We start from the raw sequence: 13,248 nt of genomic DNA on the forward strand, positions 1-13,248 counted from the left end.
GTTGCCTCTCGAACAACGGAGGGATCGATCGTGCTCACTTCTGTTGGAGCTTCCAACCGGCGGTAGTAGCGACTCAGCCGTCTGGAGTGGAAGGAGCCGTTTGGCATTTCCACGAACTCACCGCTGGGCCGATGCAGCCGCCACGTGCGCAGGATCTTGCCGCATCCCTTTTTCCGGCCCTTCTTCCTGACCGCTGCGCGGAACGAAACGAACCGGTCATCGTGTCGATTGTCATCCATGGTCGCCCGAAAGCGTTAGCCAGGGAAGTCAAACTGCCCGCGTCGCCGGAGCAAAGCTCTCGATAGTTCCGTCCTCCACTTCCGATGCGCCGTTGAGGCCCGCTGAGATGTTCGGGCTAACTCTAGCGCACCACGGTCTTCAGGTACTGGTAGGCCTTGATGATCTCGACCAGGCGATCCTCCGTGGAGCGGTCGCCGCCATTGGCATCGGGATGGTGCTGCTTGACCAACGCCCTGTACTTCGCCTTGATATCGCCGAGCGTCGCATTGGCATTCAGGCCCATCACCTGCAACGCGTTGCCCTCGACATTGAAAATCTTGCGCGCCTCAGGTTCGGCCTTCGCGCGGTGGCGGGCACCGGCGCGTCCGTTCAGCTCGACGAGCGTGCAGAGGGCATGCCAGTCGTCCTCGAAATTGGCAGTGCTGCCGGTCATTTTGTGTGCGCTGATGTTCTCGCCCATCTTCCAGGTCGGACGATGGCCGGTCAGCGCGTCCTTCTGGTAGCGCGCAACCGCTTCCGCGTCCATTCCCGAGAAGAAATTGTAGGACTGATTGTATTGGCGAACATGGTCGATGCAGAAGTGCCAATAGGCGCGCGCATTGTCGCGGCCCTTGGGCGCGGGATGGGTAGCCTTGTTCTGGCAGCCAGGCCATTCGCATAGCGCCGCGGGCTGGCGCTCCTGCGCTTCCTGCTTATTGATGCGAATGGAGTCGAAGATTTCGGATGTGTCGATCAACATGACCTGGCTCCGTTGGCGGAGCGGCAGTTAACAGAGCCGCTTCTATGCTAGAGACTTGGTTTGGACGGCAAGTCGGGTCTGACTCGGCCTTTGCGTCTAGTTAGTGGCATGATGTAGCGGGCACTTTCCAGCAATTGACATGCCAGGAGTCGCGAAGTTGATTCAGACCATCATCTCTTTGAGATTTCCGATCGACTCAATCGAAATTTGCTGTCGGGTTCTGCACATGGAGGTCTTGAATGGCACGGGGCGAGTACTCAAAAAAAGCCATGCGAAGGCACTGCTCGGCGGTAATCTGCGCAACGACGAAAGCGAGCGACGTCTTCTGAATCTTCCTTCGAAGCTCGGAAAGTCTTCCGTCTTGCGTAGCGAAACAGAAAGCGCATTGTCTTGATTTGAAAGGCATTCGGAGCCGCTCGTTCACGGATCAACGCAACTCACAGCGTCTGCGCGCCGCCGACGAAGCGCCCTGCTCACCAGCCTACCCAGCACAGTCTCGAACGATTCGCTGTTGGAGCGGGTGGATGCTAGCGCTGGCACGGCAGCCGTAGGAGGTGCTTGGCAAGGCGATGCAAACCAGGAGATTGCCCGGAATGTGCAGCAGGCGACAATTGGTGCGACCCAGGTCGCTACAGATATCGCCGAAGTCAATTCGAGGTGCGGATCAGACGGGCACCGCGTCAACGCAGGTGCTTGCCGCTGCCACGTCCCTGGCTGAGGATAGCAACCGTCTGAAGCTGGAAGTGCAGAGATTCCTGGCCACCGTAGCGGCGGCTTAGCAAAGCTTTGACGCTCCTGAAGAAGCCCTGCTCGAGTGCGTGATGTCCCTTTACCTTGATCGGATGTATGTTCCACGCCGACCTCTTGGGCGGCGCGACTGAGGCATAAGAGCCCAATAGGGGCCTGAGATCAGCAGCTGCCGACAATAGGTAGTCCGTGCAAAGCGCCACTTTGCTTGAAAGGGGGTGCCTGCGAATGGGATGATTGCCGCTTTTCGTCAGGTCGAAGTCAAAGCTAAATGGGGCGGCAAAACGGTCGCGGCAGCTCCGAACATTGGTGAGGCGACATCTGTTACTGTGCGTCTGATGGCTCTCCAGCGGCTTCGATCGAAGAAAGCGAACCTGCCGGAATGCGTTCAGGTCGCCATCAGCTCGGCTCGCCTTTCACCTACAAGGGTGGCCAATCGATAGGCCTGCAATAAAGTCCCCTGCGGTTGATCTCAGCAAGCAGACTGTCGGCGCGATGCCTCGCCGGAATTCCAACAGGCCGTGTGCCCGCTGGTGCGTCCGCCGCCACCTGATCACGAATGAGCTCATACATTCGAATAATGAAATGGTCGGAAAGGCCTGCGAAATCTTCCTCCGGCGTCTTGGTGCTTACTGTAGAATCCACGTGATTAAACTCCAACTCGCCAAGCTATCCCTGCAAGCCAGGCGATCATTACGATGGTGGCAACTCCCAGGAATCCAATAGGAATTAGCTGATTGCCATTTCGCCGATGCTCGCCTGCATTCAGGGTAAAGTCCCGGCTTCTATTAAGCATTCTGGTCCTCTGCCCATTAGCAAATTTCCGACCTTTCATGCTTCGACAAACACCCGCGTATCTTAAAGGGGTCGGCGATCTCGCCCGAACAAAGACAGTCAATCCATTTCAACCATCTCAGCCGCGAGCTCTGCCACTGCCCGCCGGCCGACCTCGGTCGTTCCCGAGAGTCTAGGTATGCCGCGAAGCTGTAGCTGCCTCACCCGCGTGAAAGCCCCAGCAGCAGTCCCCCAACCATTTTGATTATCCAAATCATTGAATATCGTATCTGACTCCCGCTAAACGCGGATTCACACACGTTAAGCAGGCTAGGGCCACCCGCACATTTTCGCGCTTAGAGCCTGCCGATTGCGGCCGCTCGATTGGAATGGAGCTCCGACCGATCCTGGACGTTCATTGGCCCCAAGACCAGCGGCGGGTATTTTTGTGAGTTGCTGGCGAAGCCTACCCGGTCGGCTCGCCAGTCCTATCTTGACTTCCGGGCTTCACCACCCTCGCAGCGGCGCCCCTTGAAGGGAAGGTGTTTTCGGCCATTGCCGGCAGAATTCGGATTCCCGGTCAGGCGATAGTGGACGGCGAGATCGTTGTCACCCGTAAGGGGCGAGCTTTTCCGAGATGCTGGCAGATCTGGCTGACCAGGACAGTTGCCGTATTTCGGTTCGATCTGCTCTGGTTCAATGGCACGGACCTTGGTCCGGAGCCGCAGCTGGAGCGCGAGCGGCTACTGAAGGATTGACCGGCATAGGCTGGAGAATCCTATGCTCTATAGCGAGCGTCATGAAGGCGGCGCGCAGCCCTGTTCGCTGCCGCCAGCAAGCTCGACTATGAAGGTGTCGCTCAAAAGCGGATACATCGCCTACCCCTCCAAGGGGCGGGAAGCATGACAGAAGAAAAGACCGTCAAAGGCAGGTTTTCAATTGTCGGTGCGGTCAAAAAAATCCACCGGCGTCGCCGCGCTTAGCCTCGGCAAGCACGAAGGCAAGGAGCTTGTCCAATGGGGAAGGTGTCACGGGCGAAAATCGCCCAGCGCCAGCCAAGAACGCGAAGCCGCTGGAGACTGGGGCGTAAGCTCAAAGAGTAGCTTGAGTATGCAGCTCAGAAGGCCAAGTCCACGCTGGTTGAACCAACATTTGTTGCATCTTCCGAAGGATTGCTGCACGCGAGCTCGTTCATAAGTTTGAGCCGAAAATAAACATATGTTCCTGCGGCGCGCAGCATGAGGGCGTACGATCGTTGCAATAGTAGAAGGAGGTCGCAATGGGATTGAAGGGCAGGCGGTTCAAGCAAACAGAGTCTCTGGAAACGAGATAGACGCAGTTCGCACGGGATATGCGAGATCAAGCGGAGCGAAAGCCTTCAGGTGATGAACGCAGCGCCTTGCTGAAGCGCGCTCAGAATGCCGATCAAGCCATTGATCTGGAGCGGCAGCTTCGCGAGCACCGCTAGGAAGCGTCGGGGAGCCGCCCGACGGATCGCGCGCATGACAAACTTTCCCAGATTCTCCATCCGGATTGGCAATCCTTCCGATCCAGCCTCGTTGTTGCGGATTTCGTAGTCCAGAGTCTCGTCGGCCCGGAATAGAGAAGGGCTTCCTTCACTGAAGGTTGGTCTCGACAATATCCGAGACGCTCAGAGCTGCCCTCGCATACACCGGCGAGCTGAGACAACGATCCGGATTGAGGACGACCTAGGAGTGACCGGGCCGGAAGTTGCTCTAATACGGCAAAGGCGCTTCATAAGGTGAGGCCGTGCTCATTGAGCACCTTATCTCTGAGAGCCCCCTTGATCTCAAGGGCGATCTCTTTGCGAACTGCGGCACCCAACTCTCGCTTGGCATCCTCGACAAGGTCAGCTTCGACCCCGATCAAACCTTTGTCGGTGAGCTGTTGCTGCAGCCGGCTGTCGAACTCCGTCCCCATTGAAGCAATGAGCTGGTCCTGTGTCCTGGCGTGATCCTCCGGTGCGATGCGACGCACGACGTCGTCCCAAGGTTGCCAGTCCGCCGCCAAATAGTCGGCGAATTCCGCCGCCTCCCTGTTCCGCACGGATGTCTCTGCGCTGTCAACGTCAGCGTCGGTGACGCCGGAGACCTCAAAGAAGCGCATGTCCGGGGCGACGTGTTGCAGTCCCAGCCGCTCGCGGAGCTTGTTTTGATAAGCAAGAAAGACCTCAATGACGTCGATGTCTTCGACGCTGTTGCCCGCGCCTAGCGAGTGAACCTTCTCGCGCGCAATTCTCTCCAGCGCGTCCAGGCGGAACATGACCCGCCCCAGATCGATGAGATCGGGAAGCCGGGCCTTGTTGTTATAGGCGCCGTTCTCGACGTCTGCGATGAGGCGTGCGGTCTGCATGCCGTTCCAGGTCAAAGTTCTGCGATCCTCGCAGCTCTGGTTGGCGTCCAGGGCCAGTTGGAAGTAGCGCGTGCACAATTGCGGGTTTTTCGCCGCCTGCCGCAGATCATTGGCCACCGACTGCCGGAATTCTTCATTCCCAGAGTTCACGGAGTCGAACAGTTTACCAAGGAAGAGCGCGTATTCCCGGGCTCCCGGTTCTTCGGCAACGCTCTGCCAAGCTGCCAGCACCTCTCGATCGCCCTCCTGTGGATCGCCCCGGAGCCAGTCTGCGACCCTTTCAATGAGAGCATCGCCCTGTCCATCGTCTGTGCCGGACAATTCACCGGACAATTCGCTTTCGTCATCGCGTGAAAGGTGGACGGTCGGACCGACATAGCTCTCGGCGCTTAGGACTGTCTCCAGATTCGTCAGCACCTGCTCCGGCAGCGGATTCTCAGTCAGAACTATGCGGCCACCAACGCCCAACTGCGTCAGCAGGTCCTCGGGCAGACTCGTCAACTGGTTTTGGCTGGCGTCGAGAAATGCCAGTCGACCAGGGAGGGCCTCCGGCAAACCCGTTAGTTGGTTTTCGCTGACGTCGAGAAACTGGAGCGTGGCAGGAAGGACCTCCGGCAGATCCGTCAACTGATTGTGGTTGGCGTAGAGATACTGGAGCGCAGCAGGGAGGACGTTGGGCAGATCTAGCAACTGATTGTGGCTGAGGTCGAGAAACTCCAGCGCAGCAGGTAGGACCTCGGGCAAGCTCCTGAGCCGGTTGGAGCTCGCATCGAGACCTCTGAGCTCGGTCGGAAGCGCGGGCAGGCTGGTCAGCTGATTGCCCCTAACGTCAAGACGCTGGAGCGAAGCAGGGAGGCTATCGGGCAGAGTGGTCAGCCGATTGAAGGGCACATCGAGCACGACGATACTGGTTGGAAGTCTAGGCAGGCTAGTAAGGGACAGCGATTCGAGATCCAGCCTAGTGGCCTCGCCGCGAGCATTCACTCGCCTTACTGCTTCTTCCCGATCCTCGAGCGGGCCCACCTCCGTTTCAGCAGCCCAATTCTCAAGCACCTCGTCCTCATTTTCCTCTGCATGGGCTGAGTCCCCGGAGTTTGCTGCGTAGCCTGTCATGACTGCGTTCCACCGCGCCGCCGCGCCGTTTTCCCCGCCCTCTTGTCCGGAAGATGCAGAAGGGATGCGACCGCCGCGCTGAATCTGTCCTGCCTCAAAAGGATCCATCTCACCCTCCTTTCGAAGCTGAGTAGACTCAGCCCCTGGTGACTTGCTCTAGGACCTAAGACACTTAGCTTTCGATAAGCTGACAGACTATCGACGTAAGGTGGCAACGATGGCACCGAAGCCGGCATGACTGTCGGTACGACGATTTTGGAACAGTGACTCAATCTCGGCCGAGGATAGTTATCTCCAGCCTACACGTTTCTGCGGATACCAAGGCGGCAGCGGCTTCAGTATAGGACCCCAGAGCCGCGATGGTGCTTTATCCCAACGGCGGCCAGCGGAGTCTTTTCGGCCGAGGAGCTGGAAACGTCGGGCGGCAGGCGGTCCGAACGGCCAAGTTCACGGAGCCCCTCTCAGATGCTCTAGGCAGTCGATGTCGAGCTTGGTCTTTGCGAAGTTGACCGGTTCACTCGCAAGCTGGATTGCTTCGCTTATCATTAGCAAACTGAGCAAGTCTGACGTTCTGCAGCGACACTCGTCAGCTGATCGACAGGTCGGCCCGCTAACGGCAGAACGTTACGCCCGTTGACTGTCCTGCCGGACTTATCTGGTCAACGAAAGGCAGCAAGCTCACAGCAGTATCGATCAATTTGCCGGGTCGGGCTCGTGTGAAGCTGTATCCACTTAAGTCGGCGAGAGCCGCAGAGCACGTGCACCGGCGGTCGAACGATCATGTGCGGCGCAACCACCTGCTTCGCGAGCTTGAGAAGCGGGATATTCTTGCTTCTGACGATGGAGAAATTGATGAACACGGGACAGGCACAGTGGAGTGCAGGTTCTTCCTCGGCGCCTTCTGAAGACGCGGACCAGGAAAGCTACCTCGGCGGCTTCAATCGTGCCGTCGCGAATTTGGTCGAAGCCTTGACCGGGTATCGGACCCCAGCCTCCGCGCGCGCGCAGATCCTGGACAATTGGGTTGCCGAAGAGGGGCAGGGCGAAGCCGAGAATAGGCGACAGGGGCGCAGACGAATCAGGAATTCGGATAACACAGGCTCGCGCTCGCTGGATTTGTCCTCGCTCTCGCTGACCGCTCTGCCCGCCGCCCTGCCGCCAAGGTTGCTGGAACTGCGCGCCAGGCACAACGAGCTAAGCAGCCTGCCTGCTATGTTCCCACCCGGTCTCCAGCATCTTCTCATTAGCCATAATCGCTTGACCAGTTTGCCGGACGATCTTCCGGCGACCCTCTCTGAGCTGGAGGTCGCTGACAACAGCTTGACCAGTCTGCCGGCAAACCTTCCGGCCGGGCTCGAGATCCTGAACGCAAACGACAACCGGCTGACCAGCCTGCCGGACGCTCTCCCGAGCGGGCTCACCTCGCTTGCGGTTGGTGGCAATCAGCTGACCGACCTCCCGGAGTCCCTCCCCTCGTGGCTCATTGAACTCAATGTCAGCGGCAATCAATTGGCCAACCTACCCGACCCTCTTCCGAGCACGCTCCAATCACTCAATGTCAGCGGTAACCGGCTGACCAGCCTGCCTGAAGGTCTTTTAGATGCTCTTGTGCCGAATAATAGCCTCTACTACCCGCATCTGGAGAGCCTCGAATTGGGGGATAACGCGCTGCCGGACGATGTCCTCGCTCATCTGGCGGCGGCTGAAGCGCCACCGCAGCTTGCGCAGCAATCCCTGCATGAGGCTGCCGCACACTGGCTCGCAGACGACCCGTCCGCGCTGGCCGAATGGCAGCACTTTGCGGACGAGCCCGGCGCCCAAGACTACGCACAGTTCCTGGAGAGGCTACGAGGCACTGTGAATTATCGCAATGGCGAGTTTCGGCAGGCAGTGGCTGATGATCTGCGCCAGGCAGCGGCAAATCCAGGACTGCGTGAGCAGTTTTTCACACAGGCTTCCGAGGCCAACGCGAGCTGCGAGGATCGTGTCACCTTGCACTGGAACGGTATGCAGACCGCGCGCCTTAACGCTGATGTTGAGGACGGGGTATACGACGACCGCCTAGGTGAACTGATCCAGCGCGGCCGCGTTGCGTTCCGCCTGGAGGCGCTGGACGGGATCGCGCGCGACAGGGTCAACTCGCTCCTCAGCCTCGACCCGAACATAGACGACGTCGAAGTCTATTTGGCCTATCAACATTTGTTGCGCGAGCCGCTGGAGCTCAGTCACGTCGCCCCTGACATGCGTTTCCTGACGGTCTCTCACGTAACCCCGGATGACGCTGCGCAGGCGCTGGACCTGGTTCGGGGGCAGGAAACGAACCAATTCACCGACTACATGGCAACCCGCTGGCAACCCTGGGAGACGGTGCTGAGGCGCATCGCTCGGGACGAACATGCAGCGATGCGAGACCGGGTGGTCGAAGCCATGGGCGAAGAGTTTCAAACCCGCTTGGATCAGCGACTGGCCGAGCATGGTCTTCTAGGCGATCCGGATGCCGAGCGGGTGCTCGGAGCCCAAGTCCGAAACGAGATCGCTGGCGAGATCAAACGCGAGGTCATGCACCGTGTGCTCGCCGAGCATGGCCTCGAACTATGAGGCTCCCAAACCGCCGCAGAGATATCGATTATTGCTCTGTGGCGGTACCTCAAGATCGATCGTGAAGGCTCGCCCATCGCTGCCAAGGTGCTTTTGCGCCTTGGCAATGCGCTGCAGTCGATGAGGGTCTTTCGGTCTTGCCGAGTGACGAAAATTCCCGCGTGCCAGACGAGGGCGTTTCTACGTCCAGCCGAAGGCGCTTCGGGACGAGCGCTCCTCGGTCGAAAAGTTGTCGAGGAGACCAAGGCGCGCAGCGGTGAAATCATTGGTTGCGGAGGCGCTGCCGCAGCCAGCCAGCTCGATTTGACGAGGCAGCTAACTGTTCGGGCGGTGATGCTTGAATTCGGCGCACGATCGTGAGGCGATCCATTGTTATATCGGTGGACGAATTTCGTCAGTTCGACAGGGGACCGGCGAAGAGGTGCGGTAAAACTGGAGGACCCCTCGTCAGGCGGGTGCCGATGCGAGGCCGGTCTTGCGCGCAGCAACATCCTGATCTCGTCAGCTTTTCGAAAGGTTGCGGCTACAACAATCGAGAATCTGATTCTTGCTGAACGAGCTGCTATCTGGCCGTAATCCAGGCCCTACGGATTGCTGCAGGGTCTATATAAACATGAGGAGAGCAGGATGGATCCGGTTGACCCATTCTTCGATTCAGGAGCCTGGACGCAAGAGTACGCCGCCCTGCAGGAGCGGACTGGGCAGCGAGCGGGCAGCCCAAGCGAGCAGGGTGACTTTGAAAGGCGGCTGCAGGACTTGAATCTCGATCCGTCTGATGAAAGGAACTCAACTTCGCCTGATCGGCCAGCCGCAGGAGGTGGTCGAGCAGTCCGGCGGGAGGATTTCGGCGGTTCGATGCGGGCGCCGCCGCACTCCGCTTTTAAGGAGAGTGCGCTGGGCGGCACGCGCCGGAGCGTAGACACTCCCACCTTTCAGCTTCCCGGTTCGGGGCAAGTGCCGCAGTCTAGTTTACGAGATGATCTCTTCAGCAGCGCACGTTACAGCTTTCCGGACGCAGAGTCTGCCGCCTCGGCCAAGGGCGGAAAAAGCCGCGGTTTATGGTCACGCTTCAAGTCGGGAATCGGCAAGGCTCTTGGCGGGAGCAGCAGTGAAAAGTCGCCGCGCGAGGTGGGCCAATCTGACGTCTTTTCGACGAATTTGCGAATTGATTACGCCAGGCAGCCAGGCCGAACGCGCGGGGTCCCTCCGGCCGATGAGGAGCTCATTGACGATTTCAGAAACAAGGCGACGGGTAACCTCAGCGACGGCACGATCAAGAATGCGGCAACCGATTTGCGCTATTTGAGCGCGCGCCTGAGCGGGGCCGGCAGGCCCTCAATTGCGGATCGAATTCGCCGGGAATTGGAAAACGCGCAGCAGGACAATCCGGAGGTGGGCAGCCACCAGCTGGAAGCTGAGCTCGATGAGGACGTTGACACCTACGCAAAGGACCGCGCCAGGCGCATCAAGGCCGCCTTGAAGAAGCTTCGTGAGGTGGGGGCCGGTAACAGCTTGGTAGCCGATGTCCGGCGACTGGCTCCTCAGGATGCTGACGCAACCCTCATCCGCATGTGGGCGGCGGCGGAAAAGGCGACAGGCAGGATCGACCCGAAGACGATCGACAGGCAAGCTCGCCGCATGTCGAGGCTGAGTGAGTGGCTGCAGACGCATGACCGGCCACCGATCGCCGGCCGACTGTCCACCCCTGGGCTCGCCCAGGATGTCGAGGAGTACAGGCACGATACCGACGACAGCAAGATCAACGCTGATCTGGTCAAGCTTGGCCAATACGAGCAAATCCTGGAGGCGAACAGGGCGCTCGGATTGCTGCCTCCTCAGGACTATGGTCATCCGTCTGCGGAAGGTGCTCGGCAGGTTCACTCGCCGCAGGAACTTCCCGCAATGCCGGCAACGCCGAGCGCGGGAGCTTGGGAATGGCTTGGCGAGCAAATGCACGGGCCCGCCTCATCGATGCCAGCGCCGTACCGGGGGGAACACGCTGCCTCATTACAGCAGCTTCCTGCAACGCCAGCGACGCCGAGCACCGGAGCCTGGGACTGGCTCGGGGAGCAGATCCACGGCCCTGCGTCACCGGTTCCAGCGCCGCACTGGGCCGCCCAGGCTGATCTGCCAGTCGAACTTCCTGCGACTCCAGCTACCCCAAGCCAGGGCGCATGGGCCTGGCTTGGGCAACAGATGCAAGAGCCCGCATCGTCGTCGTCAGTTCGGCCCCAATCGTCAAACATTTATGCCGGCCTCGATTCCTTCGTCGATCTGGACCCGTCAACGCCGTACCACTTGCGTGACGATGCGCACTCTGCGCCAGCACCTGAGCTTGCAGCCGCATCGTCGTTCGCAGGACTGCCGACGGCGGCTCCAGAGCTACGGGATATTGGCACAATTGTTGGCGCCGGCTGGCGCCACAGCTCGCAGGCGGCTTCAGACGTGTTGATCGATGTCTTGGGCAATATCAATCTGCTGCCAAACCAGTTTGGACCAAGTCAGTTTGCGATCAACGGTGAGCTCTATTCGGCTAGGTTTGGACCGGGCGGTCGCAGGGATGTTCGCCTGGTTCATCACCCGCGCGCCGGTGGGACGAACGAGGCCGGGCCATCCCAGCCGCTGCATCGCCCACCGCCAATCGTAAGCGCAAGGCAAACCGAGGAAAGTGCAGTCGATCTTGGCTATCTTATCCGGGGCGGCTGGGAGCATAGGGAGCGATTCCTGCCGTCTTACCTCGTGCGCGTTTTGGAAGGCGAGCGCATCATGCCCCAGCCTGGGCGGCCGACCTATTTCGAGATCCGCGGAGTGCCTTACAGGGGCGAGTTGGTGGAAGGCGAGGGACGCCAGCGCGTTCGCATTTTTCCTGAACGTGTCTGAAGAGGCAGCAGGACAGCAATCCCCGTCTTTCGGCGGGGCAGCTCGCGTGAGGCGTTCTATACCCGGCTTTTGGCAGACGAGATCGGCTGCTAGGTCACGGACTGAACCATGCAGCTTCCTCTTAACCAGGCAGGCTCATTGGATTCTACGAATTTGGTGCATGCCCTAAGCGCCTTCTGCAACCCTGATCCTTTCACAAAAACTCGCCAATTCTAGTCTAGAAAACTTTCGCTCAGCGAGCCCTGCAGATCGAGCGCATTTGTCATCGACGAAGCACAGCGCGGAGTGCAGCCGACGGAACAAGCGCCGAGAACATGGCTACCAGACCAAGGTTTGCTGACGAATGCTTTTCGTAACGATGGGCCAAAATCCTCGGCGGGCGTGTTACTTCGCAGCGTGCATACGCTTAAGCCTTCATGCGCAGTTCAGTTATTACGCTATGGAATGACTCCTCGCGATGACTTTCAAACAGCTCTTCCGCTCAGTGGTTGGTGGTAAAGAATTCGATAAACCATCGTATAGCTCGTTTCCCGCTTCCTTTGGGTCTTTATCGCACAGTCAGCTATTGGAGTGCAGACTCGAGCGGCGATTGTCTCCGCCGTCATCGGACAGGTCGATTGTCGCGAGCTATGTATTCGGCTAATTGGAAAAGCGTGGCGAGATGTTGATACATCATGTAACAGGAAAGGTCATGCCTGAGACAGCGCACGATCGCGATCTCGCTTTGGACTTCACCAAAGGAGTGCTCATTATTTTAGTGATCGTCGGCCACCTGATCCAATATATCCTCTACCGAAATGAAGGGTTTTGGGATTCGGCAAGTTTCAAATGGATCTACATGTTCCACATGCCTCTCTTTATGGCGATAAGCGGTTATCTTTCCTGCCGAGCGCTAACGGGAAAGCCCTTCACGAAAGCCATCTGCGATCGTGCGATGCAGCTCCTGTTGCCTATGCTGTTTTGGTGCTCTCTCCTGGAGACATTAAAGTTGACCGTGTTTCCCCGACCGGCGGGCGCAGTAGACAACGTTTTGCAATTCCTGAATGATTTCGCCGGCGCATACTGGTTCGTCTGGGCCGCGTTCATTTGCTTTCTTCTCGCCAAAACTGTTTCAATCTTCAATCATTCCTCGTCCTGGGTCTTCTTGGTATCGGTCATTCTGGTCGTCCTCGCACCTCTGACCTTTTCCATATTCCCTCTCATAAAGTATACGTACCCGTTTTTCTGCTTGGGATTCGCATTTGCGCAGTCGAGAGAGCGGTGGACGAGCATAGTGCGCTCTCAGGGGCCGTTCTCGATTATGTCTGCCTCAATGGTGGCGATGATGTGCTTTCTGTTCTGGCGCAACGACACTTATGTCTACAACAATCTCGCTTTGGTCCAGGATTTGCAATCCGCAAAGAATGTGCTTCTGATGTTTCTTGGCTCCGCAGCTGCCTCAGCGGTGATGATTGAGGTCCTACTTCGATCATGGAATATTGGCCGCTCAAATCGGGTGGTCCGCTTTATCGCCGCGAAACTGGGGCCGAGCACGCTGGTGCTGTACTTGATCCAGAGTACGGTATTCCGTCTAATGGATTCGATACAGTATGGAGAATTGTGGAGCCCCACGACGAGGGCGGCCGCGGCTGCATTTCTCGGGGCAATGATTGTTGCCGTCGCGCTTGCGGTTCGCTGGACCGTGCGCGACATTCCTTATCTGTCCCAGCTCATGCTCGGAGTGCCAGCCCGCTCCTTCGTTTGTCGAACCATTTCTGCCGATAAGTAGCTGTAACCGAAGTCTC

7 protein-coding genes and 1 pseudogene are annotated in these 13,248 nt (G+C 58.5%); 5 read left to right on the forward strand and 3 right to left on the reverse strand.

The genetic code is table 11. The annotated features are described in order from the left end of the window. Positions 1-361: 361 nt before the first annotated feature. Positions 362-979: a J domain-containing protein gene (locus tag GA0061098_RS38270; protein WP_091966566.1), complete on the reverse strand. Its 618-nt coding sequence runs from the start codon at positions 977-979 to the stop codon at positions 362-364. Positions 980-1,136: 157 nt separating this feature from the next. Between GA0061098_RS38270 and GA0061098_RS44335 the strand changes: the two genes are divergently transcribed. Beyond that, on the forward strand, positions 1,137-1,373 hold the full coding sequence (locus GA0061098_RS44335; protein WP_129591058.1) for a hypothetical protein: 237 nt from the start codon (positions 1,137-1,139) through the stop codon (positions 1,371-1,373). 168 nt (positions 1,374-1,541) lie between these two features. Further along, positions 1,542-1,758: pseudogene (locus tag GA0061098_RS46565) on the forward strand (methyl-accepting chemotaxis protein); the annotation flags it as partial. 2,120 nt (positions 1,759-3,878) lie between these two features. Here GA0061098_RS46565 and GA0061098_RS47115 read toward each other — a convergent pair. Then, a complete protein-coding gene (locus GA0061098_RS47115; protein WP_283808033.1) occupies positions 3,879-4,004 on the reverse strand; it encodes a hypothetical protein in 126 nt (41 codons plus the stop codon). A gap of 251 nt (positions 4,005-4,255) precedes the next feature. Next, entirely contained in the window at positions 4,256-6,094 is a 1,839-nt protein-coding gene (locus GA0061098_RS38285; protein ID WP_091966572.1) for an NEL-type E3 ubiquitin ligase domain-containing protein, read from the reverse strand. Positions 6,095-6,838: 744 nt separating this feature from the next. Between GA0061098_RS38285 and nopM the strand changes: the two genes are divergently transcribed. From nopM to nolL, 3 genes are all read left to right on the forward strand, one after another. After that, complete coding sequence (gene nopM, locus GA0061098_RS38290) at positions 6,839-8,584, forward strand: T3SS effector NEL-type E3 ubiquitin ligase NopM (RefSeq protein ID WP_208610725.1); 1,746 nt, start codon at positions 6,839-6,841, stop codon at positions 8,582-8,584. A 627-nt stretch (positions 8,585-9,211) separates the two neighbouring features. Then, a complete protein-coding gene (locus GA0061098_RS38300) occupies positions 9,212-11,464 on the forward strand; it encodes a hypothetical protein (RefSeq protein WP_245323894.1) in 2,253 nt (750 codons plus the stop codon). A 661-nt stretch (positions 11,465-12,125) separates the two neighbouring features. Then, positions 12,126-13,232 (forward strand): nodulation factor fucose acetyltransferase NolL, encoded by a 1,107-nt coding sequence (gene nolL, locus GA0061098_RS38305; RefSeq protein ID WP_091966594.1) that lies wholly within the window; start codon positions 12,126-12,128, stop codon positions 13,230-13,232. The last annotated feature ends 16 nt before the right edge of the window (positions 13,233-13,248 follow it).

Source organism: Bradyrhizobium shewense (assembly GCF_900094605.1).
In the GTDB taxonomy this organism is placed as follows: Bacteria; Pseudomonadota; Alphaproteobacteria; order Rhizobiales; family Xanthobacteraceae; genus Bradyrhizobium; species Bradyrhizobium shewense.

What these genes read in the sequence shown, in the direction of transcription:
- GA0061098_RS38270 (WP_091966566.1), bottom strand. Translation starts at nt 979, where the DNA reads ATGTTGATCGACACATCCGAAATCTTCGACTCCATTCGCATCAATAAG.
- GA0061098_RS47115 (WP_283808033.1), bottom strand. Translation starts at nt 4,004, where the DNA reads ATGCGCGCGATCCGTCGGGCGGCTCCCCGACGCTTCCTAGCGGTGCTC.
- GA0061098_RS38285 (WP_091966572.1), bottom strand. Translation starts at nt 6,094, where the DNA reads ATGGATCCTTTTGAGGCAGGACAGATTCAGCGCGGCGGTCGCATCCCT.
- nopM (WP_208610725.1), top strand. Translation starts at nt 6,839, where the DNA reads ATGAACACGGGACAGGCACAGTGGAGTGCAGGTTCTTCCTCGGCGCCT.
- GA0061098_RS38300 (WP_245323894.1), top strand. Translation starts at nt 9,212, where the DNA reads ATGGATCCGGTTGACCCATTCTTCGATTCAGGAGCCTGGACGCAAGAG.
- nolL (WP_091966594.1), top strand. Translation starts at nt 12,126, where the DNA reads ATGTTGATACATCATGTAACAGGAAAGGTCATGCCTGAGACAGCGCAC.